The organism is Porphyrobacter sp. MBR-49, from assembly GCF_053628655.1.
Genome location: NZ_JBRJGU010000001.1, coordinates 275,819 through 299,101, shown reverse-complemented (window position 1 = coordinate 299,101; position 23,283 = coordinate 275,819). Strand labels below are relative to the sequence as shown.

The window sequence follows — 23,283 nt, the reverse complement described above, 5'->3', positions numbered from 1 at the left end:
GGGCCATGGTTCGGCACGTGGTTCTGACGGGCGGGCCGGGTGCGGGGAAAACCGCACTGCTTCTTGAAGCAGAGCGGGCGGGCTTAACCACTTCGCCTGAAGTTGCCCGCGCACTGCTCAAGCAACCCGGTGGAATGGCGCTGCGGGCAAATGACCCGCTCGGCTTTGCCGATGCGATGCTGTCCGCGCATCTTGCTGAATATGAACGATTTCAGGAGGTTCAGGCCCCAGTGGTATTCGACCGGGGCTTTCCTGATGTGGTGGGCTTTCTGGAGGTATCCGGCCTCGCAGTGCCGAATGAAATTGATAGGGTCTGCCGGATGGTGCGCTATCACGGCCCGGTATTAAGGGCTCCGGCATGGCGCGAGATTTATCGTTCGGATTCCGAAAGAACGCAGGATTGGGATCAGGCGGCAGAGAGCGACCGGGCGGTTACGGCTGCGTGGCGACATTACGGGTATGGTGTCGAAGACTTGCCGCTTGCCAGTGTTTCTGACAGGCTCGCATTTCTGCGGGACCGGCTCTAACCCTTCGCCGCTGCAAGCTGCGCGGCCATCATCTCCCACACCGCGTTGATCGCTTTCAAGGGGCGCACCATCACCTTGAAATCGCTGACCCTCCCGTCTGCGTTCCAGCGGATGATATCAACCCCGTTGACCGTGACACCGTTTAATTCGGTAACGAATTCGAGCATCATTTCGTCCCCGTCGACCAGCTCGCGGACATAGCGGAAACTTGCGTTCCCCAGCACGTGGCTGGCCGCGACGAGATAGGCCATCACCACGGGCTTACCCACCTGCGGAGTGTGCACTACCGGCGAATGGAACACCGCATCATCGGCGAGCAGCGCCGACAGCGCGTCAGGATCGCTCCCGCTGTCGATATAGGCGTGCCAGCGCGCGAGATTATCGCCGCTCATGCCAGAGCTTCCGCAAAGAACGCGGCGGTGCGGCTATCAGCAAGGGTCGCGGCCTCTTCATGGCGGCGTTTGCCGTGTTCGGTGGCGAATCCGTGGTCGAGGCCATCATAATCGAACAGTGTCACGCGCGGATGATCGTCCAGCCCGGCGTGCATCGCGGCCTGTGTTTCACGTGGAACAAACCCGTCATTGGTGGGGATGTGAAGCAGCAGCGGGTTAGCAATCGCCTCCTTCTCGCCCAGCAGGCCATCGATCCCGACCCCGTAATAGCCCACGCTCGCGTCGATGCTGGTGCGCGCGGCGGTCATGTAAGCGAGCCGCCCACCAAGGCAGTATCCAACGCAGCCGACTTTGGCGGTGCCCTCAGAACCGCGCAGGTAATCAATCGCCGCCTGAATATCGCGGATCCCTGCGTCCTGATTGAACTTGCCCATCAGATCGAGCGCGGTCGTAAACTCGCTTTCGACATCGGGATCGAGCGAGATTTCGGGTTGCAAGCGCCAGAACAGGTCGGGGGCGAGCGCGATATAGCCTTCCGCCGCCAGCTTGTCGCATTTTTGGCGGATGCCGGGGTTCACCCCGAAAATCTCCTGAATGACGATAATCGCCGCCTTGGGTGTGCCTTGGGGGCGGGCGATATAGGCGCCGAACTGCGCGTCACCTTCCAATGTCGGGATTCTGGCATTCAGGGTCATTGCGGGTCTCTCTCTGGTTGATGCGGCGCAGCAACCCTATCTATTGCCTTGCCCGCTTGCCAAGCCCAAATAAGGGAGGAGCGAGCGGGACAGGAGACGCGACCCCATGAAGATCAATGTCGAAATCGAATGCACCCCCGAAGAAGCGCGCAGCTTCCTGGGCCTGCCCGATGTCAGCGCGGCCAATAATGTCTATATCGACAACATCACCAAGGCGATGAAAGGCGTGTCAAATCCTGAACAATTACAGGAATATGCCTCCGCTCTGGCACCGATGGGGCAGGTCGGGCTGAAGCTGTTTCAAAGCTTTGTCGAAAGCGGGATGAAGGCCGCAAGCGGCGCTGGTGGTCGCGGGAGTGATGGGCCGAAGGGTTCCGAATAATTCCCCCTGCATGACCGCTGGTTCCACCATCTTTGCGCTTTCGAGCGGCGCTGCGCCTTCGGCCATCGGCGTGGTGCGGGTGTCCGGGCCGCAGGCGGGCGCTGCGCTGACGGCGCTGGCAGGGCGGCTGCCGCAGCCGCGCCGGGCTTCGCTGGCACGCCTGCGCGATGGCGCGGGGACGATGCTTGATCAGGCGCTGGTGCTGTGGTTTCCGGGGCCGAATACCGCGACGGGTGAGGATCTGGCCGAGCTCCATTGCCACGGCGGGCGGGCGGTGATTGCGGCGGTGGAGGCAGCGCTGGCGGCGCTCCCCGGCCTGCGCCGAGCCGAGCCGGGCGAGTTTACCCGCCGTGCCTTTGCCAATGGCCGGATCGACCTGGCCGAGGCGGAAGGGCTGGCCGATCTGCTCTCTGCCGAAACCGAGTGGCAACGCGCCGCCGCGCTTGCCAATGCCGGGGGCGCTTTGTCGCGGCAGGTCGAGGATTGGCGGTCACGGGTGCTGGTGCTGTCCGCCGAGGTTGAGGCTGTGCTCGATTTCTCCGATGAGGAAGACGCCGCTGGCCTGCCCGAATGTTTCACGTGGAACATCGGCGCGCTGGCGCAGGAACTGGCCGATTGGCTCACCCGCCCGCGTTCCGAACGGCTGGGGGAGGGGTTCCGCGTGGTGCTTGCCGGGCCGCCCAATGCGGGCAAATCGACCCTGTTCAACGCTCTGATCGAGAGCGAGGCGGCGATCACCTCATCGATTGCCGGGACCACCCGCGACGTGATCGAACGCTCGGTCGCGATTGGCGGGGCGGCGTTCACCTTTGTCGATACGGCCGGGCTACGGGGGGTCGAGGAGGCAGCAAGCGCCGACCAGATCGAGGCGATCGGAATTGGCCGCGCGCGCGGCGAATTGGCGCGGGCTGATCTGGTGCTGTGGCTCGGCGCGCAAGGCGAAGCGCCAGCGGGCGCATGGGAAATCGCCGCGCAGGCTGACCGCGAGGGGTTTGTGCCTAAACCGGCAGCGCGGTTTACGGTGTCGGCGGTGACGGGAGCGGGGCTGAGCAATCTCCAGCTGGCACTGGTCGATGCCGCCCGCGCACGCCTGCCCAAGCCGGGGGAGGCGGCACTCAATGCCCGCCAGCACGCGCGGCTGACCGAGGCGGCGGAGGCTTTGACGGCGGCGCGCAGCCTGGCCGACCCGCTGCTGGTCGCCGAAGAACTACGCCGCGCCCGGCTCGCCTTCGACCGCCTGATCGGACGCGCCACCACCGAAGACATGCTCGACACGCTGTTTGGACGGTTCTGCATCGGGAAGTAAGGCGGCAGCACAAACCCGCGCAAAATGTTTCACGTGAAACATTGGTATTGGATTTGAAACCTAAATCATCCTAGTGGTTGCCTGACCTTAGTCAGCGAGCGTCGAACTAAGCATAGTCTCAAGAACCAAATTGTCGGCCCTGAAATTGGCGTCTATAGCTCGGATCCTAGAATTAACTTCTCCATTAGAACGCCAACCAATGATGTAAGCGCTATCGGTTCGGCACCATTCTGTCGAAGTAGAATCTATTTTATAAAAGGCGCTAACAACAAATATACCATAAACTTCACCGTGTGAGTTGAATGCACTTTCTGACAACAATGCATTCGACCAATAGGAAAATAACACCTCATCTTTAGGTATCACGGTTTTGCGAGTTTTGGATGTTCCCGGATCAAATTTCTTTAACGCCCTCTCAATATCTGCGAAATCGCCTTGTTTAGACCAAATAAGTTTAAACCTTAATTGGTAATAAACAGCAGGCATGACCCCAAGATTGGCAGTTATAATGTCTATTTTAACACTAACAGAGGCTGCGCCGCCAACACGCTTCACACTTAATTTCGCGGGAATACAGCGAATAGCGAGCCATGGCCGCTGCGATCTCTCAGAAATTTCGTTTTGTCTAATCATCGCTCGAGTGGCTTGACCAGTATCTTCTAGTGCCTCCCGAGTTGCAACCAGAGTTCCGCGAACATAAACGAGCGCCCAAAGTGTAAGGAAAGCCGTGAGCGCGCTTATTATGAACACTGCAAGCGCCCAGAGTGACATATCTCTTTGGGCTTCCAGATCGCGCTCGGATTGGTAGACGCTTTTGGTAATCTGCTCTTGCTCTATGCGGCATTGAGCGAGAAGGTTGCCTTCGAGTCCGGCACAAAAGATGCTCTGCCGATGATCGGCATATTTCTGGTATTCAATAGCTCTCTCGCTATCGCGTTCGCTCGCGCGCCCCCATGAGAACGACAAAATTCCGACGATCAGACAGCACAGAATGATCGCGGCAATTACAGCAAACCCTTGGCCTAAAGGCGTGTCTTTGAAGCCTCGATTGCTGTCAGACATTGAAAGAAGATCACCGTTGAAAGTTTGCCCTTGCTGAGCTTATTCTGATATTTGGGCCAGAGTCCACAAGTCCTTGATCGAGAGCAACACCACAAACTCGCGCAAAATGTTTCACGTGAAACATTGGTAGCCCATTTGAAACCTATCTCACCCCTCAGCGCCTCACTCAAATCCGCTTTGACGATTCGCCGCCCGCGTCCTATCGCGCGCATCATGCATTCCTTTGATGTCATCGTCATCGGCGGCGGTCACGCCGGGGTTGAGGCTGCCTGTGGTGCGGCGCGGATGGGTGCGCGCGCGGCGTTGGTGAGTTTTGACCTCGATGCCATCGGCGCGATGAGCTGCAATCCAGCCATCGGCGGCTTGGGCAAGGGCCATCTGGTGCGCGAAGTCGATGCGCTTGACGGCGTGATTGGCCGCGCGGCGGACGCAGGCGCGATCCATTACCGGATGCTCAACCGCTCGAAAGGCAGCGCGGTGTGGGGGCCGCGCGTGCAGGCTGACCGGGTGCGGTTCAAGGCAGCGGTGCAGCAGATCGTCCGCGCACAGGAGAACCTGACGCTGATCGAGGGCGAGGCGGCGGCGCTCATTCTGACAGGCGGCAGAGTCGCCGGGCTGGAACTGGCTGACGGCACAGTGTTTCACGTGGAACGTATCGTGCTGTGCACCGGCACCTTCCTCGGCGGGGTGCTGTTCCGGGGCGAGGAACGGTTTGAGGGCGGGCGCATCGGGGAAAACGCCGCGAAGCGTCTGGCCGGGCAGCTGCGCGGTGCTGAACTGCCGATGGCGCGGCTCAAGACCGGCACGCCGCCGCGTATCGACGGGCGCACCATCGATTGGGCGGCGCTGGAAGAACAGCCCTCCGACGGGGAGGCGTGGACGATGTCGCCGCTCACCCTGCGGCGGCTCAACCCGCAGATTTTCTGCGCGATCACCCGCACAACGCAGGCGGGGCACGACGCGATCCGTGCCAATCTCCACCGTTCACCGCTGTTTTCGGGCGCGATTGCGGCGGCAGGCCCGCGTTACTGCCCGTCAATCGAGGACAAGATCCACCGCTTTGGTGATCGCGGCGGGCATCAGGTGTTCCTTGAGCCGGAGGGGCTGACCACGCATCTGGTCTATCCCAACGGGATCAGCACTTCGCTGCCCACCGATGTGCAGGAAGTGGTGGTGCGCACCATGCCGGGCTGCGCGCGCGCGCAGATTGTGCAGCCGGGTTATGCGGTCGAATATGATCACATTGATCCGCGCGCGCTGACCCCTGATTTGCAGCTGCGCGCGATCCCCGGCCTCTATTGCGCCGGGCAGATCAATGGCACCACCGGATACGAGGAAGCCGCCGCGCAGGGGCTGGTCGCGGGGCTGGAGGCGGCGGCAGCGGCGCTCGGCACAGCCGCGCCCGCGCTCGACCGCGCCAATTCCTATATCGCGGTGATGGTCGATGATCTGACCTTGCAGGGGGTGTCCGAACCCTATCGGATGCTGACCGCGCGCGCCGAATACCGGCTGCGTCTGCGCGCCAATAATGCGGCGACGCGGCTGACCGGGTTGGGGATAGCCGCAGGCTGCGTGGGAGAGGCTCGCCGCGCGTGGTGGGAACGGCGCGAAGACACCCGCAAAATGTTTCACGTGAAACATTCGCATCCCGTCCACGCGCGTGACCTCGCCGATGCGGGCCTGCCGGTGCGGCGCGATGTCGGTGAAAAGCCGATTGCTGAATGGCTGCGCTACGATGGGGTGACGCTCGATGCGCTGGCCCCCTGGCTCGGCGATGCGACCGCGCGCGATCCGCTGCTGGCCGCAGAAATGGCCGAGGATGCCGCCTATGCGCCTTACCTGACGCGGCAGGACAGCGAATTGCGCGACCTGCGCGCGAGCGAGGCGCTGCCGCTGACCCCGGATTTTCCCTATGGCGCGGTTCCCGGCCTGTCGAACGAGATGATCGAGCGCTTGACCAAGGCCGCGCCGGGAACGCTGGCGGCGGCGGGGCGGGTGGCGGGCGTCACCCCGGCGGCGCTGTCAGCCTTGCTGGTGCACGCGCGGCGGATCGCCAACGGGAGCCGCGCGGCGTGATCAGCAACGAAGCCGAAGCCCGCGCCTATGTGGCGGGATTGACCGATGCCGAGGGATTGGCGCGGATCGAGACCTTTGCCGCGCTGGTGCTTGAGGAAAACCAGCGCCAGAATCTGATCGCCAAACCCACCGAACCGCACATCTGGCAGCGCCACATTGCGGATTCGGCGCAGCTCATCGAAAATGTTTCACGTGAAACATTCGGGGCGAATGCCGGCGGGGCGTGGCTCGATCTGGGGAGCGGGCCGGGGTTTCCGGGGCTGGTGATCGCCGCGCTTCATCCCAATATGCCGGTGGTACTGGTCGAATCGCGTAGCCGACGGGCGGAGTTTCTGAGCCGCTGCATCGCCGCGCTCGATCTGCCCAAATGCCGGGTGGAAGCGCAACGGCTGGAACGGGTTGCACCATTTCCCGCCCGCGCCATTTCGGCACGCGCCTTTGCTCCGCTGCCCAAGCTGCTGACCTTATCCGCACCCTTCTCCACAAGCGCCACCCGCTATGTCTTGCCCAAAGGGCGATCAGCGGCGCAGGAATTGGAAGCGTTGAAACCAGCGATTCGAGCAATGTTTCACGTGAAACATTCCTTGACCGATCCCGAGGCCGGGATCATCGTGAAGGCCTGACACGCGAAAACCGCGACGATTCAAGGCGAATTGGCGCGCTGGAAGGACGGGAACACCATGTTGACCCCATCATGCTGACAATCGCGATCGCCAATCAGAAAGGCGGCGTGGGCAAAACCACCACCGCGATCAACATCGCCACCGCGATGGCGGCAACCGGGTGGCGCACGCTGCTGATCGATCTCGACCCGCAAGGTAATGCTTCGACCGGGCTGGGCGTTCACGCCGCCGCGCGTGAGGTTTCGAGCTATGATCTGATCGTCGATGAAGTGCCGCTGGATAGCGCCATCGTGCCGACCAGCATCCCCCGGCTCGACATTATCCCTGCCACGGTCGATTTGAGCGGGGCTGAGGTGGAGCTGGTTGCAGTCGAAGGCCGCACCCACCGCCTGCAGCGCGCCTTGGCGAATTACACCGGGCACGACATCTGCTTCATTGATTGCCCGCCGTCACTGGGCCTGCTGACGCTCAACGCGCTGTGCGCCGCCGATACGCTGCTGGTGCCGCTGCAATGCGAATTTTTCGCGCTGGAGGGGCTGAGCCAGCTGCTTCAAACGGTCGATCAGGTGCAGCAACGGTTCAACCCCAGTCTCGGCATCATCGGGGTGGCGCTGACGATGTTTGATCGCCGCAACCGGCTGACCGATCAGGTGTCCGATGATGTGCGCGATTGCCTGGGCAAGCTGGTGTTTGAAACGGTGATCCCGCGCAATGTGCGCCTGTCCGAAGCGCCGAGCCACGGCCTGCCCGCGCTGATTTACGATCAGCACTGCACTGGCAGCCGTGCCTATATGGCGTTGGCGCGTGAATTGATCGGGCGATTTCCCGCAGAAAGACAAGCCGCATGAGCGATGAAGTAGGCCAACCCATTGATATTGCTGCGACTTCGCGCGGCCCCGCGGAAAAACCGCGGCGGCTGGGCAAGGGGTTGGGCGCGCTGTTGGGGGAAACCCGGCGCGAAGAACCGCTGGTGCGGCGCGATGATGTGGCAGAGGGCGGGGCGGCGGTGGGCACCTCCACATCGCTGCGGATGCTGTCGCTGGCGCAGATCAAGCCGTTGCCCGGCAACCCGCGGAAGCATTTCGATGAAACCACGCTCGATGAACTCGCCGCGTCGATTGCAGCGCGCGGGGTGATCCAGCCGATTATCGTGCGCCCGCATCCGCAGGGCGAAGGCTATCAACTCGTCGCAGGCGAACGCCGCTGGCGCGCGGCGCAAAGGGCGCGGCTGCACGAGATTCCGGCGCTGGTGCGCACGCTGACCGACCGCGAAGTGATGGCGCTGGCGCTGATCGAGAACCTGCAGCGCGAGGATCTCAACCCGGTCGAAGAAGCGCGCGCCTATCACCGTCTGTCTGTTGAAGAGGGCATGACTCAGGTCGACGTCGCCAAGATGGTCGAGAAATCGCGCAGTCATATCGCCAATATGCAGCGGTTGATGAGCCTGCCCGAACCGGTGCTGGTGCTGGTTGAACAGGGCAAGCTTTCAACCGGCCATGTCCGCGCACTGATCGGGCGCGATGATGCGGTGCAGATTGCCGAAATCGCGGTCCAAGAAGGGCTTTCGGTGCGCGAGGTGGAACTGCTCACGCGCAAGGCGAGCAGGCCAGAACCAGCCCCTGCTGCGCCCAGGCGCTATAATCACTCATCTGAAAACGCCGATATTATCGCGGTGCAACAGCACCTTGAGGAGTTTCTCGGCCTGGCGGTGAAGATCAAGCCTGAGGGCGATCCGCGCAAGGGCACGATCACCATTCGCTACACCACGCTCGATCAGCTTGATCTGCTGTGTCAGCGGCTGACCGGCGGCGAGTTCTGATACCCGCCGCCAGAGTTGCGCGGCGCGACTCCGGCGGGGGCGCGGCTTAGCGGCCGCCCTTGATCATCTTTGCTGTGGGCGCCGGAGCCGGGATCACCCGCACCGCGCCGGGGACGGTATAAGTCTCCTCGCGCACGGTTTCGCGCACTACCACCTGTTGCTGCACCTCGCTGCGCACCGGCACCATCACCATCTGCGGCGGCGGGGCGTAGGCATAGCCGGTATTCGCGGGGTAGCCGTAGCCGTAACCATAGGCCGGAGCCGCCTGATAAGGAGCATAGGCGATCTCGCGCGCCGCCACCCGCGCACCCGGCGCGCCATATTGCGACAGGTAGCCGTCCAGCGCTGCCTCACAATCGTAGCGGTCTTTCTTCTTGCCGCCACCGATCAGGCTGCCGAGCAACCCGCCGATCAGCCCGCCGCCCCCTGCGCCGACCACAGCGCCAAGCGTACGGTCGCCGACCTTGGCGATTTCATGACCCACCACGCCGCCCGCAATCGCGCCGAGCAGCCCGCCGATGATCAGCCCGGTTTCGTCATTATCGCGACCCGCCGTGCGGCGGCGGCATTCATCGAGCCACTGTTCGCGCTCAAACACCACCGGCGCGGGGGTGTAGGCCACCGGCGCATGGCTGTGATTGGGATAGGCTTGCTGCGGATAGCTCTGGGGCGCAGCGCTGGACACAAGCTGGCGGCGCGGCGCTTCGATCCAGCGGGTGCGGATGATGGTTTCCACCCCGTCTTTCGCGGTCACGGTTTCGGTGATTCGGCTCATCACCGGCGCGGTGCGATATTCGGGCGGCAGGCTGCGCACCGCCGCTTCATCCACCGGGGTAAGCGGTGGCAGGTCGCTGTAATCCTGCGCGCTGGCCATCGCGGGCAGCGCGAGCGCGGGCAGAATTACACCAAGGCTGGTCGGGTTGCGGAGCGGCAGGCGCATCAAAAAATCCCCCGGATGGCCGCGCACGGCGGCGGATGGTTAGCGCCCACTTAACACCGCCCAGCCCGCGCGCCCAAGCCGTGCTGTGGCCGCTGTCCCGTTTCGGGCCGATTAGGTGGCAAAATCTGTCAGATACGCGTTGCCAGCAGCGCGGCGAGTGCCTCAATACCCTCGGCATCGGCCTGCGTGAACCGGGCGGGGGAGGGGCTGTCGCAATCGATCACCGCGATCACCTGCCCATCGCGCAGCACCGGCACCACCAGTTCGGATCGGCTCGCCGCGTCGCAGGCGATGTGGCCGGGGAAGGCGTGGACATTGGCGACCAGCTGCGTCGTTCCGCTCTGCGCCGCCGCGCCGCAGACGCCGCTGCCCAACGGGATGCGGATGCAGGCCGGGCGGCCAACGAACGGCCCCAACACCAGTTCACTTGCGTTTTCGCGCTTTGCCGGGGCGATGCGGTAGAACCCGGCCCAGTTCAGATCGGGCAGAAACTCCCACAATAGCGCGGCAACATTGGCCATATTGGCGACCGCATCGGGCTCATCCGCCGTCAAGGCGTCAGCCGCGCCGAGCAATTCGCGGTAGCGTTCCGCCGGAGCCTGCGCCGCATCGGGCCTGAAATCATACATCGGACGCGCCTTTTCGTTTGTTGCCAGTTGCCGCCCGCGCGGCCCGGCTCTATCGGATGTCACATGGCTATTATTCGCAAAATCGCAATCACCCTTGGTGTCCTTGTCCTGCTGCTCGCTGCGGCGTTCTGGTTTCTCAGCCGGGGCGATACCGCCGATCTTTCGGTTGATGATGTCGCGGGCACCGATCCGGTGTTGCAGGAAGGCGATCCGGAAACCTTCCCGACGGTGAAGATTGCAGAGCCGGTGGGCTGGCAGGCCGATGAACTGCCAGTTCCGGCCGAGGGGCTGGAAGTGGTGCGGTTTGCCGAAGGGCTCGATCACCCGCGTGTGCTTTACACCCTGCCCAATGGCGATGTGCTGGTGGCACTGACCCGTGCGCCTGCCAGCGACAAGAGCGGCGGCGGGATCATGGATGCGATCTATGGCTGGATTGCCAACCGGCTGATGACCAAGGCCGGGGCGACGGGCGAATCCGCCAACCAGATCGTGTTGCTGCGCGATGCCGATGGCAATGGCACGGCGGAAACCAAGACCGTGATTCTTGAAGAAGGGCTCGATTCGCCTTCGGGCATGAGCTGGCAGGATGGCACGCTTTATGTCGCCAACCACAACGCGGTGCTGGCGTTTCCCTATGCCTTGGGCAGCGACAAGGTGACGGCTTCCCCGCGCAAGCTGATGGACCTGCCCGGCGGCGGCGGGCACTGGATGCGCAATATGGAACTCTCACCCGACGGCAAAAGCCTTTACGTTGCGGTCGGTTCGGTCAGCAATATCGGCGAAGCGGGCATGGCGGTTGAGGAAGGCCGCGCAATGATCTGGGAATATGATCTGGCCGCCGGACGCCAGCGCCCGTTTGCGGTGGGTCTGCGCAATCCCAACGGGCTCGATTTCAGCCCGTGGACCGGCGAGTTGTGGACGACGGTGAATGAACGCGACATGCTGGGGTCGGATCTGGTGCCCGATTACCTCACCAATGTCCCGGTCGGCGCACAATATGGCTGGCCGTGGATCTATTACAAAACCAATATTGATCGCCGGGTCGAAGCGCCGATGCCGCGCTTCCTGCTCGAATATACCCGCAATCCCGAATATGCGCTCGGCCCGCACGTGGCTGCGCTGGGGCTGGTGTTCAACAGGCAAGGCCATGTGATGGGCGATAAATTCGCCAGCGGGGCGTTTATTGCGCGGCACGGATCGTGGAACCGCAAGCCGCCTTCGGGTTATGACGTGGTCTATGTTGCGTTTGATGCGCGCGGCAATCCGGTTGGCAAGCCGGTGCCGGTGCTGACCGGGTTTCTCAAGGATGACGGCACCACCCGCGGGCGGCCCACCTGGGTCGAATGGGGCGGAGACGGTGCGCTGCTGGTATCGGATGACACCGCCGGGATCATCTGGCGGGTGCGTGCGCCCGGTGCCAGCCCCGCGCCTGCGATTGCCGCGCTGCAAAGCGAAAAGCTGCCCCCCCGCCAATTGACCGACCCGCGCGCCGCGTTCGAGGAGGATTACCTGCGCGAACAGGCGGGGAAAAAGGCGAATTAGAGCATCGTGCTGAAAAGTGGGATCCGGTTTTCAGCTTTTTACGATGCGACAACAAAGATTAGAGCGGGCGACGTGCGTCAGATTTAACGCAGCCCGCTCTGGAGCCGCACCCCCGCGCGCCCCGCCAGTTCGGTCGCGAATTGCAGCGCGGTGCGGCCTGAACGGTTGCCGCGCTGGATCGCAAAGGCGAGCGCTTCCTCAGCGTCAAAAATGAGGCCGAGCGGGGCGGTGTAGCCTTCAAGAATGGCCAGGTAGGTGTCCTTGTCCGCCGGGTGAAAGCCGAGGCTCAGCCCGAACCGGTCTGCCAGCGCCAGCGCATCATCGCGCTCATCACGTTCATGGATGGCGGCGCTGGTGTCTGCGCGTTCCACAATCGCGCGGCGGTTGGCGGTCACGGCCAGGCGGATATGCGGCGGGCGCGGGGCAACCCCGCCGTCGAGCAGGCTCCTGAGCGCCAGCATCGCCGCGCGCCCATCCGCGCCAAAGCCCAGATCATCGATAAACAGCACGAAGGCGCGGGGCTGCTCTGCAAGCTGCGCGATCAGCGTGGGGAAGCTCGGCAGCGTCCCGGGGGCAAGCTGCACCAGCGCCAGCGCGCCGTGCGCTTGCCCCTGCACATCAGCCACCGCCGCGCGCACCAGCGCCGATTTGCCCATCCCGCGCGCGCCCCATAACAACGCATCATGCGCCGCAGCGCCCGCAGCCAACCGGGCGAAGTTGGCCCGCAGCGCGGCTTTTTGCGCGTCGATCCCGTGCAAGTTGTCGAGCGGTAGCGCATCGAGCGCCGGCACGGCCCGCGCGCGTTCGCCCTCCCACACATAGGCGGGCGCGCTCAGCCAATCGGTCGGCGGCGCGGGCGGCGGGGCAAGCCGTTCGAGCGCGGCGGCGATGCGCTCCAGCGGGTCGCGCCGATCCATGTCAGCCCACCAGCGCGGCGGCGGGCAGGGTGTAGAGCCCGGCGGCCCCGGCGGTCGCCCCGGCGCGCAGACCGGCGGCTTCGGGCACGATCCGGTCGAGGAAGAACCGCACCGTCACCGGCTTGGTCGCGGCGAGCGATGGTGCTGCGCCTGCGGCCACCGCGTGCGCCTGCTTCATCAGCTGCCACCCGGCGACCGCCACTGCCGCCATCGTGCCAAACGGGACACTGCCTGCGAGCCGATCATCAAGGCTCGCCTCGTCACGCATCCAGCGCGCGATGGCGGCGCAATCCTGCGCCAGCGCTGCAAGGCTCGCTTCCCCGGCGGTGGTATCGCGCGCGATGCTATCGAACAGCGCGATCATCGCCTCCCCGCCGTCCAGCCCCAGTTTGCGGGTGACAAGATCGGCGGCCTGAATCCCGTTGGTGCCTTCGTAAATCGGCGCAATCCGCGCATCGCGCCAGTGCTGCGCCGCGCCGGTTTCCTCGATAAAGCCCATCCCGCCGTGAATCTGGATGCCGAGGCCCGCCACTTCCACCCCGATATCCGTGCCCCACGCCTTGATCAGCGGGACGATGATCTCGGAGCGGTTCTTTGCCGCGTCATCGCCCAGATTGCCGCGATCGACCTGACCGGCGCAGTAATAGAGCAGCGCGCGAACCGCCTCGGTCAGCGCCTTCATCCGCAGGATCATGCGGCGCACATCGGGATGCTCGATAATCGCCACCGGGGTCTTGTCGGGTGAGCCTGCGCGCGCCGATTGCACCCGGTCACACGCATAGGCGAGCGCCTGCTGGGTCGCGCGTTCGGCGATCTGCGCGCCCTGGTTGCCGACATTGATACGGGCGTTGTTCATCATCGTGAACATCGCCGCCAGCCCCTTGTTTTCATGCCCGACCAGTTCGCCGATGCATTCCCCGTTGTCGCCGTAGCTCATAACGCAGGTGGGCGAGGCATTGATGCCGAGCTTGTGTTCAAGGCTGACGCAGCGCAGATCGTTGCGCGCGCCCAGCGTCCCATCATGGTTGACATGATATTTGGGCACCACGAACAGGCTGATCCCGCGCGATCCATCAGGCGCACCCGGCAGGCGTGCCAGCACGAGATGGATGATGTTGTCCGCCAGATCATGTTCACCCCAGGTGATGTAGATCTTCTGGCCGGTGATGCGGTATTTGCCCGCGTGCGGCCCATCGGTGATCGGAACCGCGGTGCTGCGCAGCGCGCCGACATCGCTGCCCGCGGCAGGCTCGGTCAGGTTCATCGTGCCCGACCACTTTCCGCTGACGAGATTGGGCAGGTATTTGGCCTGCTGATCCGCGCTGCCGTGATGTTCCAGCGCCTCGATCGCGCCGACCGACAGCATGGGGAGCAGATTGAACGCCATATTCGCCGCGCCGAGGTTTTCGAGCACGTTGCACGACAGCGTGAACGGCAACCCCTGCCCGCCGAACTCGGCCGGAGAGGCAATCGCGTTCCAGCCTTGTTCGACATAGGCGCGGTAGGCCGCGTCAAACCCGTCCGGCAGCCGCACAACGCCGTTCTCCAGCCGCGCGCCTTCCAGATCGCCAATGCGGTTCAAGGGCGCGAATTCCCCGGCGGCGAACTGCCCCACGCCTTCGACGATGGCTTCGACCAGATCGGCTTCGGCATGGGCGAAGCGGGCGGTCTGGGCCAGTTCCTCGATCCCGGCATTGACGCGAATGGCGAGCAATTGGTCAGCGGTCGGCGGGGTATAGGGGGTCACGGCGGGGTGCGTCCTTTGGCATGGGAAGTGGGCCTTGCACTTGGCAGGGCGAGGGTTTGAATATAGCGCCGGGGCATGAGCGGCAAGAACGTTACGGAAGTGGTGCTGGCCAACGCCGCAGGGGTCGCCCGCGCGGCGCAGATCCTCGAATCGGGCGGCCTGGTCGCGGTGCCGACCGAGACGGTCTATGGCCTCGCCGCGCGGGCTGACAGCGCCGAGGCGGTGGCGCGGATTTACGCCGCCAAGGGCCGGCCCGATTTCAACCCGCTGATCGTCCATGTGCGGGATATGGAGCAGGCGGTGCGGTTCGGCGAATTCTCACCCCCTGCACTGGCGCTGGCCGCTGCACATTGGCCCGGCCCGTTGACACTGGTGGTGCCGCGCCGCGTTGACGCCGGACTGGCTGACGCGGTGACCGCAGGCCTGCCCACCATCGCCCTGCGCGCCCCCGCCCATCCGGTGATGCGCGCGCTGCTTGAGGTGGTGGCATTCCCGCTCGCCGCGCCATCGGCCAATCGCAGCGGGTTTATCAGCCCGACCACGCCCACCCACGTGCTCGCCTCGCTTGATGGGCGGATCGATCTGGTGCTCGATGGCGGGGCGTGCAGCGCGGGGGTGGAATCCACGATTGTCGCGGTGCGCGCGGATGGCAGCATCGCAGAACTGCGCCCCGGCCCCCTGCAAATATGCGCGCAGGCTGCCTCAGAGGGGAGCGAAGCGCGGATTGAAGCCCCCGGCCAGCTCGCCAGCCACTATGCGCCGGGAAAGCCGGTGCGATTGAATGCGACTCACGCCGAAGCGGACGAATTCTGGATCGGATTTGGCGCGGTGCAGGGTGATTGCACACTGTCAGTGGGCGGTGACGTCAGCGAAGCAGCGGCGCGGCTCTACGCCTGCCTTCACGAAGCCGCCAACGCCCCTCACCCGCGCATCGCCATCGCGCCGGTGTCGGAAATGGGCGTGGGCCGCGCAATCAATGACCGGCTGCGCAGGGCAGCGGCAGACTAACGCTCAGGCTCCACCGGCACACCCCGCATCAGCGCGTTCATCTCGGCGCGGATTGCCTGCGCCTTGTCACAAGCTGCATCATCGCCGTCTCCGCAGCGTTCCATCTGCCTGTCGTAATCACGTTCGAGCGCGCCCAGCCGTTCTTCGCGCTTGCGGATTTCCCGCCCGCGTTTCTCGTCGGCTTCGGACTGGCTGGTGGTCGCCGCATCCACCCCTGCGCTCGCGGCCTTCACCGGCAGGGTGACAACATCCACCGCCGCACGGGCGAGGCACCCTTGCAGGGCAAGGGCAGCGAGCATCAGGACGACGAGATAAGCGGCGCGCATGGGGCAACTTTTCACCCGCCGCGCGCTGTAATGCAAATATTATTCGGCAGGCTTGGGCGCAATCGGGGTGGTTGGAGCGGTCGGGGTAACCGGAACCGCGCCTGTTGCCGGGACAGCGGCGGTCGCGGTGCTTTTCGATGCGCAGGTGAGCGTGCCCGATCCGAAGGTGTTGACGGTGCATTTGGCGCTGCCCGCGACGGTCACATCGCCGGAACCTGCTATATTGGCTTCAACCTCACCGTCTGAGGCAAAGGCAACGTCACCCGCTCCGCCGATTGACACTTCGGCGCGATCGGCTTTCAGTCCGGCAAGTTCGACATCGCCGCTGCCGCCGATATTGATCTCAAGCCGCTTGGCCGTGCCCGCACCTCTCACCGTTCCGCTGCCGCCGATGTTCACGTCGAGCTTGTCTGCCGCGACGCTGGCGAAAGTGACCGTGCCCGATCCGCCGATCGAGATTTCAGCAGTGCTGGCAAGCGATTGCGCCTGCACCGTGCCGCTGCCCGCGATCACCACTTCGCTGGGCGGGGGCATGGTGATGCGGATGGTGGCGCTCTGGTTGCCGCTCCACCCATCCGTGCGGGTGATGCCGATCACTTCGGAATCGCGCACAAACCGCAAGCTATCGGTGTTCTGCCCTTCGACCTTGAGCGCGAAGACATCGCCTTCGGTAAGGATCACGGTGTCGCCCGAAGACAGCACCAGTTCGGATGGCGGGGGGCCGGCGATCTCAACCTCGGCGAGCGGCACGCCCTCCTTGCCATTGATCGAAACATCAGCGCCATCACACCCCGCCAAGGGGGCGGCGAACGCCAGCACCGCAAGCGGCGCCGAAGATTTGATGAGGGGTTGGATCATGCTTTGCTCTCCCGTCAGGCCGAATGGCGTATTACTTATATAATACACCTCGGCCAACGGCACAAGCACAGCCGTAAACAAAAAGGGCCGCCCCGGCGGGGGCAGCCCTTGATGGTTGCTCAGTTGCCTGAGGAACGAATTACGCTTCTTCGGCGCTTTCGTAATATTGCGGCGCGTGTTCGCGCAGCACGTCAAGAATCTTGTTCAGCGCAGCCGGTTCATCGGTTTCCTCCATCGCCGCGAGTTCGCGAGCGAGGCGGCTGGATGCGGCTTCGAAAATCTGGCGTTCCGAATAGCTCTGTTCGGGCTGATCTTCGGGGCGGAACAGATCGCGGGTCACTTCGGCAATCGATACGAGGTCGCCCGAGTTGATCTTGGCTTCGTATTCCTGCGCGCGGCGCGACCACATGGTGCGCTTGACCTTGGGCTTGCCCTTCAGGGTTTCCATCGCCTGTTTCAGGGTCTTGTCGGAGGACAGCTTGCGCATTCCGATCGCTTCGACCTTGCCCACCGGAACGCGCAGCGTCATGCGTTCCTTTTCGAACCGCAGGACATAAAGTTCGAGCTGCATTCCGGCGATTTCCTCGCTCTGCAGTTCAATTACACGGCCCACGCCGTGCTTGGGGTAAACAACATAATCGCCGACCGTGAATGCGTTTGCGGTGCTTGCCATGCAAGTTCCTTTCTGTGCGCCGTCTTGCCAGCAGGAGAGCGGAGAATCATCCCTGCGGCGGCTAACCCAACCGAGGTGAGAACCTCGTTTAAGGTAAAGCGCCGTGAGCGGATCATCCGGTAAGGGGGGGTGCTGGTGTCGGGCCTTCCTGGTTTTTTATCGCCTGCGCTGGCCTCAACCCTGCGCGGTGCAGGCATTATATAGCACACCCGCAACAAAATTGCGAGTCGGCGATTGCTTGTGCCCCTGCACCGCGATTCGGGCGCAACTTTGCTGGCGAAATCAGTCGCCTTCGCCGGGCGCTTCGCTGAAATATTTCTCGAACTTGCCCGGCTCGCCCTTGTGCTCGTCGGCATCTTCGGGCGGGGATTTCTGGCTGGTGATATTGGGCCATTCGGCGGAATACTTGGTGTTCAGCTCCAGCCACTTTTCCAGCCCGTCTTCGGTATCGGGCAGGATCGCTTCGGCCGGGCATTCGGGTTCGCACACGCCGCAATCGATGCATTCGCTGGGGTTGATCACCAGCATATTTTCGCCTTCGTAGAAGCAATCCACCGGGCACACTTCCACACAATCGGTGTATTTGCACTTGATGCAGTCTTCGGTGACGACGTAAGTCATTGAGGGTCTTTCAAAAGCGCTTTTCGGGTAGGTCAGGCGGGTTGTCCGCCACAAGCGGCGACGCTGCTATGGGCATTTGCCCTTTACGGTCAAGTTCGGCCTCGTCAACCTCGCGGAACTGGCCAACCTCTCGATAATGCGAACGGGCGCTGGCAGGCGGGCCGCGTCGGTCGGGGATCGTCAGCAGTTCGATCACCCGCACGCTATCGCCCAGCGCGATGGTCAACACGTCACCAATATACGCTTGCTCCGATGGCCGCAGCACATGTTTTCTGTTGCGGCGTAAAGCGTGGGCTTCGATCAGCGCGACCGCCGCCGAGCGGGTGCGGGCGAAGCGGAGATAGACCAGCAGCCGGTCGATCCTGATGGATGGGGAGCGGATTGAACCTTCCACACCGCCCGCCATTACCGCTTGAGCAGGTCTGCCAGCTTGTCGAACGCGCCGCTGGCACGGGCCGGGCCGGTGTCGCCAAAGGGTTTGGGCGCGAGCTTGGGCGCGGGTCTGGATGCGCTCTGGGCGGGGCGAGGGGGGCGCTGGGCGGCATCGCGATCAGGTCTGGCCTTGGCGGGTTTGCCCTTGGCGCGTGGCTGGCCCGAATCGGCGCGCGCGGCACTGCGCACAGGCCGTCGTTCTTCGCGTTCACCGGCGCGGCGCGGGCGCCAGTGCCAGCGGTCGTGTGCGGGTGGGCCGAACGCGCCTTCGGGCAGAGGCCGCGCACGGTCACAGCGGAAACCCGCGCTGCCCAGCAGGCGGCGGGCGTTCTCCGCTTCAAGCCCGATTGACACGGGCAGTGCCAGATCAATCCGGAAGGTGAGGTTGCGCTGCTTGGGCTTGGCGGCAGTAACAACAGCGCGCGCTTCAAACGCGGCGCGCAGGATTTTCTCCGCCAGATCAACCCGGATCGCCTGCGACCCTGCGTAACGATAGCCCGCAGGCAACCGCCCCTGCGCCCAGCTTCCTTCGGCCAGCACCGGCAGCATCGCTGGCTCCAGCGGCCGAAGATCGAGGCCCAACGCGTGCAGCAAGTGGCGCGGCGCGGGTTTGAGCAAGGCGGGCGCGAAAATATCGAGCGCGCCGAACGTCACCCCCAGCTTGCGCAGGAACGGGCGCATTTCCTTGGGCAGATGTTCCAGCCCGGCGTCTTCGCGGCTGATCACCCCGCGCGCGTCGATCAGCGTGATCAGCAGCGCGCGCGCCTGCGACCCGGCTGCGGGATCGCGTGCGGCCTCGGCCAGTTTGCGCAACGGGGCCAGCGGCTCCAATTGCTTATCGAGCCATGCGGCAAGCCCTGCCTCCAGTTGCGCGCGCGAAGCCTCGGCCAGCAACCCCAGATCGCGGGTCAGCGCGAGGCGGGCGTTGCCGAAATTGCCTGCACCGACATGACCCGGAAAGGTGATCTCCGCCAGCGCGCGGCCTTGCCCTTGCCCCCCACCTTGCCCCTGCCAACGGATCGCGCCGCCAGCGATTTCCAGCTCGCCAATGCCGCCGGCCAGCAGCCATTCGGCGCGGCTGGCGAGCAGCGCGGGCAGCGCCTTTTCCCCCGCCGCCAGCAGCATCCGCCGATCATGCGCGCCCGCCGCAGGATCGACATGGAAACGGAATCCTTCAAGCCGCCCGATGGTTTCCCCCTCGACCGTCAGATGCCCATCGGGTTCCAATGTGACCGGCAGCGCGCCTGCGTCCTGCCCCAGCGATTTCATCAAAAGTGTCGTCCTCCGGTTGACGAAGCGTTCGGTCAGCCGCGCGTGCAGCGCATCCGAAAGCTTCGCCTCGACCGCGCGAGCCCGCGCCGCCATTTCGTCTCGTGCCAGCACCCAATCGGGGCGCTGGCAAATGTAAGCCCAGCTGCGAATCGCTGCGATCCGCCCTTGCAGCGTGTCGATGTCGCCCTGCATCCGGTCAAGTTCCGCGATGCGCGCGGCGACGAAATCCGCGCCGATATAGCCTTGGCCCAGATCCTGCCACAGCCGTGCGACAAACCGCGCGTGCTGTTCCACTCCAAGGTTGCGGAAATCGGGGAGCGAGCACGCCTCCCAGAACCGCCGGACGCTGCCTGCCCCGCGCACGGATTGGGCGATGCTGTCTTCCGAAAGCCGCCGCAGCACCGCCATGTCGACCGCCTCGGGCGCAGCGCGCAGCACCGCATCATCGGGCCGCGCTTCCAGATCGGCGATCAGCGTGGGGAGCGTATCGAACCGCGGCTCCGCCTCGCGCCAGAACAGGTGGGTCAGCGGCGCGAACCGGTGTTCTTCAATCGCGTAGATTTCTTCATCGGTGAAGGCGAGCGGCTCGCCGCTATCCACCTTTCCCATCCCCGACAGCGTGCCGAACGTCCCATCGCGCTGGTGCCGCCCCGCCCGCCCGGCAATCTGCGCCATTTCCGAAGGGGTCAGCCGCCGTTTGCGTTGCCCGTCGAACTTGCTGAGCGCGGCAAAGGCCACATGATCGAGATCGAGGTTCAACCCCATGCCAATCGCATCGGTGGCGACGATGTAATCGACCTCGCCCGATTGAAACATCGCCACTTGTTTGTTGCGGGTTTCGGGTGAGAGCGCGCCCATCACCACCGCCGCGCCGCCTCTGAAGCGCCGCAATGCTTCGGCCATCGCGTAAACCTGCTCGATCGAAAACGCGACCACGGCGCTGCGTTTGGGCAGGCGCGACAATTTGCACACCCCGGCGTGCGACAGCGTGGAGAAACGCGGGCGGGTGGTGATGTCCGCGCGCGGGATCAGCGCCTTGATGATCGGTTGCAGGGTGGAGGAACCGAGGATCATCGTCTCCTCGCGCCCGCGTGCGTGCAGCAGCCGGTCAGTGAAAATATGCCCGCGTGCAGGGTCAGCGCCCAATTGCGCTTCGTCGATGGCGACAAAGGCGTGCTGCCCCGCCGTGCGCGGCATGGCTTCGGCGGTGCAGAGGAAATAGCGTGCGTCGGGCGGCTCGATCCGTTCCTCGCCGGTGATCAGCGCCACCTGCTTATCGCCCTTGATGCTGCGTACCCGGTCATACACCTCGCGCGCCAGCAGCCGCAGGGGGAAACCCATCATCCCGGACGAATGGCCGCACATCCGTTCAATCGCCAGATGGGTCTTGCCGGTGTTGGTCGGGCCGAGCACCGCGCGCACGCTGTCATCGCGAAAGGCAGCGCCGCGCGAGGCGACGGAATGATCGCTGAGGGGAAAGGTCACAGTGACACGGCTTGTGTCAGGCTTGGCAGGGTGGGGCAAGGGCGCGCACCCATCACCATTCGGCCTACGCACAACACCTTGTCGCATCTGCGATACGGCTGGTCGCTGGTTAATGCGGGATTTACTTTGTTGTGGCAGGAAAATGCGACAAAGGAGCGGTTGGGATAGAGGCAAGCTTGCCCCGTCAGGGCGCCGCTTTCAGGGCACAGATGTTGGATCATGCGCGCAATCTGAACGATCCGCCCGAGCCGGAGCACGGCCCGGAAGCGGATCTGCGCGCCGTATCCGCATCAGCCGGGCCTGCCCCGATCGATCCTGAAACCGCGCGCGAATTGCTGCCCTATTTCCGCAATGCCAAGGCGCTGGCCCCGCCAACCGCAGCGCAGCAGGCCGGGCGCACGGTGCTGGCGCGGGTCAATGGTGTGTCCGAACGTTACGACGAATGGCGTCTTGCCGCCTCGCGCTGGTTCGACAGCCTCGATCTTGCGCCTGACCTGGCCGAAAACATTGGCAGCCGCCGGTGGTTTCGCGGGCTGGGCACGATGGTCGGCCTTGGCGTGGTGGCGCTGGCCTTGTGGCCCGATCTGACCCCATTGGAAGCGCGGCCCGCGATGCCGCATGGTGACGCGGTGACCAGCGAATTGCGCAGCCAGATGATCCTGCCGCTGGCGCTGGGCGCGGATAGCGGGCGGCGGATGGGGCCGACGCAGGCGGTCATCCCGCTCAAAAGCGCGCCCGAACGCCCGCAGATCCAGATGGTGGTGACATTGACGCCGGGGGACAGCTTTGCCGCGATGCTGCGCCGCGCCGGGGTTGCGGCAGACGATATTGATCGCGCCGCCGCGCTGGTCGATCAGGCGCTGCCTTTGGGGGAGATTGCTTCGGGAACGCAGATGGACGTGCTGCTCGGCCGCCGCCCCGCACCCGGCCAGCCGCGCCCGCTTGATAGCCTCGCCTTCCGCGCGCGGTTCGATCTGGAGCTGCAACTGACGCGGCCCGGCGTGGGTGAGATTACCGCCGATGGCATGCCGGTGATACCCAACGGGCCGCTGGCCTTGAAACGCAACATCATCCGCGTCGACGATACGCCGCTGCGGGTGCGCGGCCCGGTGGGGTCGAGCCTTTATCGTTCGATGCGGCAGGCCGGTGTCCCGGCCAGCGCGGTGCAGGAATATCTCAAAGCGCTCGATGCGCAGATCGACCTTGACCGCGAAGTGCGCTCGACCGACGAATTCGACATCATCATCTCCTATCGCCGCGCCGCGACGGGCGAACGTCAGGCGGGGCAGTTGCTCTATGCCGGGGTCGACCGCGCCGGAAAGCCGCGCACCCAGTTGATGCGGTGGGGCAAGGACGGGCGGTTCTTCGAAGCGTCGGGCGTGGGTGAGCAGCGTCGTGGCCTCTTGGCGCCAGTGCCGGGCGCGATTTCATCGGGCTTCGGGATGCGGCGCCACCCGATCCTTGGTTATCGGCGGATGCACGAAGGTATGGATTTCAAGGCGCGTTATGGCACCGCGATTGTCGCTGTCAGCGATGGCCGGGTCAGTTCTGCGGGCCGCGCGGGCGGCTGCGGCATCGCGGTGCGGCTGGATCATGGCAGCGGGCTGGCCACGCGCTATTGCCATATGAGCCGGATGGCGGTGAGTTCCGGGCAGCAGGTGCGGCGCGGGCAGGTGATCGGCTATGTCGGATCGACCGGGCTATCGACCGGCCCGCACCTGCATTACGAAATGTATCGCAGCGGGCGGGTGATCAATCCGGCGAGCGTGCAATTCGTCAACCGCGCCGAACTTTCGGGCACCGAACTGATCGATTTCCGCCGCCAACTGATTCAGATGAAAGATATCGAGGTCGGCGCTGCGCTGCAGGATCTCGAACCGCTGCCGAGCGAGGTCAAGGAACCGCTGCGCGAGATCGAGAAGGTCGAGATCGCGCAGCCGGTGCGCTGAAC

General features: G+C 64.3%; 23 protein-coding genes. 10 read left to right on the top strand and 13 right to left on the bottom strand.

Annotation, left to right across the window (positions count from 1 at the left end):
• Window positions 1-5 precede the first annotated feature (5 nt).
• Window positions 6-527: an AAA family ATPase gene (locus ACSSV3_RS01380; RefSeq protein WP_354326013.1), complete on the top strand. Its 522-nt coding sequence runs from the start codon at window positions 6-8 to the stop codon at window positions 525-527.
• On the opposite strand, the gene ACSSV3_RS01375 is transcribed toward ACSSV3_RS01380, so the two are convergent.
• Together ACSSV3_RS01375 and ACSSV3_RS01370 are read right to left on the bottom strand one after the other, a co-directional pair.
• Window positions 524-919 (bottom strand): nuclear transport factor 2 family protein, encoded by a 396-nt coding sequence (locus tag ACSSV3_RS01375; protein WP_354326015.1) that lies wholly within the window; start codon window positions 917-919, stop codon window positions 524-526. The two genes, ACSSV3_RS01380 and ACSSV3_RS01375, sit on opposite strands and share 4 nt — an antisense overlap.
• A complete protein-coding gene (locus ACSSV3_RS01370; RefSeq protein WP_354326017.1) occupies window positions 916-1,614 on the bottom strand; it encodes a dienelactone hydrolase family protein in 699 nt (232 codons plus the stop codon). Before ACSSV3_RS01370 ends, ACSSV3_RS01375 begins: the two co-directional genes overlap by 4 nt.
• Window positions 1,615-1,720: 106 nt before the next feature.
• Between ACSSV3_RS01370 and ACSSV3_RS01365 the strand changes: the two genes are divergently transcribed.
• Window positions 1,721-1,996: a DUF6489 family protein gene (locus tag ACSSV3_RS01365; RefSeq protein WP_354326018.1), complete on the top strand. Its 276-nt coding sequence runs from the start codon at window positions 1,721-1,723 to the stop codon at window positions 1,994-1,996.
• Window positions 1,997-2,006: 10 nt separating this feature from the next.
• Complete coding sequence (mnmE, locus tag ACSSV3_RS01360) at window positions 2,007-3,302, top strand: tRNA uridine-5-carboxymethylaminomethyl(34) synthesis GTPase MnmE (protein ID WP_354326019.1); 1,296 nt, start codon at window positions 2,007-2,009, stop codon at window positions 3,300-3,302.
• Between the two features lie 87 nt (window positions 3,303-3,389).
• Here mnmE and ACSSV3_RS01355 read toward each other — a convergent pair whose 3' ends face one another.
• Complete coding sequence (locus ACSSV3_RS01355) at window positions 3,390-4,364, bottom strand: hypothetical protein (RefSeq protein WP_354326021.1); 975 nt, start codon at window positions 4,362-4,364, stop codon at window positions 3,390-3,392.
• A 213-nt stretch (window positions 4,365-4,577) separates the two neighbouring features.
• Here ACSSV3_RS01355 and mnmG point away from each other — a divergent pair, with 213 nt between their 5' ends.
• The 4 genes from mnmG to ACSSV3_RS01335 all read left to right on the top strand — a co-directional run bounded on the left by mnmG (window position 4,578) and on the right by ACSSV3_RS01335 (window position 8,882).
• Window positions 4,578-6,440, top strand: coding sequence for a tRNA uridine-5-carboxymethylaminomethyl(34) synthesis enzyme MnmG (mnmG, locus tag ACSSV3_RS01350; RefSeq protein WP_354326023.1), 1,863 nt, complete (start codon window positions 4,578-4,580; stop codon window positions 6,438-6,440).
• Window positions 6,437-7,063, top strand: coding sequence for a 16S rRNA (guanine(527)-N(7))-methyltransferase RsmG (gene rsmG / locus ACSSV3_RS01345; RefSeq protein WP_354326024.1), 627 nt, complete (start codon window positions 6,437-6,439; stop codon window positions 7,061-7,063). The genes mnmG and rsmG overlap by 4 nt, the downstream gene beginning before the upstream one ends.
• A 71-nt stretch (window positions 7,064-7,134) precedes the next feature.
• Complete coding sequence (locus ACSSV3_RS01340; RefSeq protein ID WP_354326026.1) at window positions 7,135-7,911, top strand: ParA family protein; 777 nt, start codon at window positions 7,135-7,137, stop codon at window positions 7,909-7,911.
• Entirely contained in the window at window positions 7,908-8,882 is a 975-nt protein-coding gene (locus ACSSV3_RS01335) for a ParB/RepB/Spo0J family partition protein (protein ID WP_354326028.1), read from the top strand. Before ACSSV3_RS01340 ends, ACSSV3_RS01335 begins: the two co-directional genes overlap by 4 nt.
• Window positions 8,883-8,928: 46 nt before the next feature.
• Here the strand turns inward: ACSSV3_RS01335 and ACSSV3_RS01330 are convergent, their stop codons facing one another.
• Complete coding sequence (locus tag ACSSV3_RS01330) at window positions 8,929-9,822, bottom strand: glycine zipper 2TM domain-containing protein (protein WP_354326030.1); 894 nt, start codon at window positions 9,820-9,822, stop codon at window positions 8,929-8,931.
• A gap of 128 nt (window positions 9,823-9,950) precedes the next feature.
• A complete protein-coding gene (locus ACSSV3_RS01325) occupies window positions 9,951-10,451 on the bottom strand; it encodes a GAF domain-containing protein (protein WP_454184741.1) in 501 nt (166 codons plus the stop codon).
• 63 nt (window positions 10,452-10,514) lie between these two features.
• Here ACSSV3_RS01325 and ACSSV3_RS01320 point away from each other — a divergent pair, with 63 nt between their 5' ends.
• Window positions 10,515-11,993, top strand: a complete 1,479-nt coding sequence (locus ACSSV3_RS01320) for a PQQ-dependent sugar dehydrogenase (RefSeq protein ID WP_354326031.1) — start codon at window positions 10,515-10,517, stop codon at window positions 11,991-11,993.
• A gap of 83 nt (window positions 11,994-12,076) precedes the next feature.
• Here the strand turns inward: ACSSV3_RS01320 and ACSSV3_RS01315 are convergent, their stop codons facing one another.
• Window positions 12,077-12,910: a DUF815 domain-containing protein gene (locus ACSSV3_RS01315; protein WP_354326033.1), complete on the bottom strand. Its 834-nt coding sequence runs from the start codon at window positions 12,908-12,910 to the stop codon at window positions 12,077-12,079.
• Window position 12,911: 1 nt separating this feature from the next.
• Window positions 12,912-14,657: an acyl-CoA dehydrogenase family protein gene (locus ACSSV3_RS01310; RefSeq protein WP_354326035.1), complete on the bottom strand. Its 1,746-nt coding sequence runs from the start codon at window positions 14,655-14,657 to the stop codon at window positions 12,912-12,914.
• 75 nt (window positions 14,658-14,732) lie between these two features.
• On the opposite strand from ACSSV3_RS01310, the gene ACSSV3_RS01305 reads away from it, so the two are divergent.
• Window positions 14,733-15,665, top strand: coding sequence for an L-threonylcarbamoyladenylate synthase (locus tag ACSSV3_RS01305; RefSeq protein WP_354326037.1), 933 nt, complete (start codon window positions 14,733-14,735; stop codon window positions 15,663-15,665).
• Here the strand turns inward: ACSSV3_RS01305 and ACSSV3_RS01300 are convergent.
• From ACSSV3_RS01300 to ACSSV3_RS01275, 6 genes are all read right to left on the bottom strand, one after another.
• The gene (locus ACSSV3_RS01300; protein WP_354326039.1) at window positions 15,662-15,991 is read right to left on the bottom strand and encodes a hypothetical protein; all 330 of its coding nucleotides are present in this window, start codon (window positions 15,989-15,991) and stop codon (window positions 15,662-15,664) included. The two genes, ACSSV3_RS01305 and ACSSV3_RS01300, sit on opposite strands and share 4 nt — an antisense overlap.
• Window positions 15,992-16,030: 39 nt before the next feature.
• Window positions 16,031-16,849, bottom strand: coding sequence for a head GIN domain-containing protein (locus ACSSV3_RS01295; protein WP_354326040.1), 819 nt, complete (start codon window positions 16,847-16,849; stop codon window positions 16,031-16,033).
• Window positions 16,850-16,988: 139 nt separating this feature from the next.
• Window positions 16,989-17,522, bottom strand: coding sequence for a CarD family transcriptional regulator (locus tag ACSSV3_RS01290; RefSeq protein WP_354326042.1), 534 nt, complete (start codon window positions 17,520-17,522; stop codon window positions 16,989-16,991).
• A gap of 282 nt (window positions 17,523-17,804) precedes the next feature.
• A complete protein-coding gene (gene fdxA, locus ACSSV3_RS01285) occupies window positions 17,805-18,143 on the bottom strand; it encodes a ferredoxin FdxA (protein WP_354326044.1) in 339 nt (112 codons plus the stop codon).
• Between the two features lie 10 nt (window positions 18,144-18,153).
• Window positions 18,154-18,537, bottom strand: coding sequence for a S4 domain-containing protein (locus ACSSV3_RS01280; RefSeq protein WP_354326046.1), 384 nt, complete (start codon window positions 18,535-18,537; stop codon window positions 18,154-18,156).
• Window positions 18,538-18,548: 11 nt separating this feature from the next.
• Window positions 18,549-21,212, bottom strand: coding sequence for a helicase-related protein (locus ACSSV3_RS01275; RefSeq protein ID WP_354326109.1), 2,664 nt, complete (start codon window positions 21,210-21,212; stop codon window positions 18,549-18,551).
• Between the two features lie 329 nt (window positions 21,213-21,541).
• On the opposite strand from ACSSV3_RS01275, the gene ACSSV3_RS01270 reads away from it, so the two are divergent.
• The gene (locus ACSSV3_RS01270; RefSeq protein ID WP_354326047.1) at window positions 21,542-23,281 is read left to right on the top strand and encodes a M23 family metallopeptidase; all 1,740 of its coding nucleotides are present in this window, start codon (window positions 21,542-21,544) and stop codon (window positions 23,279-23,281) included.
• Window positions 23,282-23,283: the final 2 nt, after the last annotated feature.

Bases quoted from the DNA above. Each gene is read 5' to 3' on its own strand.
- mnmG (WP_354326023.1), top strand. From the start codon at position 4,578: ATGCATTCCTTTGATGTCATCGTCATCGGCGGCGGTCACGCCGGGGTT.
- ACSSV3_RS01380 (WP_354326013.1), top strand. From the start codon at position 6: ATGGTTCGGCACGTGGTTCTGACGGGCGGGCCGGGTGCGGGGAAAACC.
- ACSSV3_RS01295 (WP_354326040.1), bottom strand. From the start codon at position 16,849: ATGATCCAACCCCTCATCAAATCTTCGGCGCCGCTTGCGGTGCTGGCG.
- ACSSV3_RS01290 (WP_354326042.1), bottom strand. From the start codon at position 17,522: ATGGCAAGCACCGCAAACGCATTCACGGTCGGCGATTATGTTGTTTAC.
- ACSSV3_RS01365 (WP_354326018.1), top strand. From the start codon at position 1,721: ATGAAGATCAATGTCGAAATCGAATGCACCCCCGAAGAAGCGCGCAGC.
- ACSSV3_RS01355 (WP_354326021.1), bottom strand. From the start codon at position 4,364: ATGTCTGACAGCAATCGAGGCTTCAAAGACACGCCTTTAGGCCAAGGG.
- fdxA (WP_354326044.1), bottom strand. From the start codon at position 18,143: ATGACTTACGTCGTCACCGAAGACTGCATCAAGTGCAAATACACCGAT.
- ACSSV3_RS01305 (WP_354326037.1), top strand. From the start codon at position 14,733: ATGAGCGGCAAGAACGTTACGGAAGTGGTGCTGGCCAACGCCGCAGGG.
- ACSSV3_RS01370 (WP_354326017.1), bottom strand. From the start codon at position 1,614: ATGACCCTGAATGCCAGAATCCCGACATTGGAAGGTGACGCGCAGTTC.
- ACSSV3_RS01375 (WP_354326015.1), bottom strand. From the start codon at position 919: ATGAGCGGCGATAATCTCGCGCGCTGGCACGCCTATATCGACAGCGGG.
- ACSSV3_RS01320 (WP_354326031.1), top strand. From the start codon at position 10,515: ATGGCTATTATTCGCAAAATCGCAATCACCCTTGGTGTCCTTGTCCTG.
- ACSSV3_RS01325 (WP_454184741.1), bottom strand. From the start codon at position 10,451: ATGTATGATTTCAGGCCCGATGCGGCGCAGGCTCCGGCGGAACGCTAC.
- ACSSV3_RS01270 (WP_354326047.1), top strand. From the start codon at position 21,542: ATGTTGGATCATGCGCGCAATCTGAACGATCCGCCCGAGCCGGAGCAC.
- mnmE (WP_354326019.1), top strand. From the start codon at position 2,007: ATGACCGCTGGTTCCACCATCTTTGCGCTTTCGAGCGGCGCTGCGCCT.
- ACSSV3_RS01335 (WP_354326028.1), top strand. From the start codon at position 7,908: ATGAGCGATGAAGTAGGCCAACCCATTGATATTGCTGCGACTTCGCGC.
- ACSSV3_RS01275 (WP_354326109.1), bottom strand. From the start codon at position 21,212: ATGTGCGGCCATTCGTCCGGGATGATGGGTTTCCCCCTGCGGCTGCTG.
- ACSSV3_RS01315 (WP_354326033.1), bottom strand. From the start codon at position 12,910: ATGGATCGGCGCGACCCGCTGGAGCGCATCGCCGCCGCGCTCGAACGG.
- ACSSV3_RS01300 (WP_354326039.1), bottom strand. From the start codon at position 15,991: ATGCGCGCCGCTTATCTCGTCGTCCTGATGCTCGCTGCCCTTGCCCTG.
- ACSSV3_RS01330 (WP_354326030.1), bottom strand. From the start codon at position 9,822: ATGCGCCTGCCGCTCCGCAACCCGACCAGCCTTGGTGTAATTCTGCCC.
- ACSSV3_RS01340 (WP_354326026.1), top strand. From the start codon at position 7,135: ATGCTGACAATCGCGATCGCCAATCAGAAAGGCGGCGTGGGCAAAACC.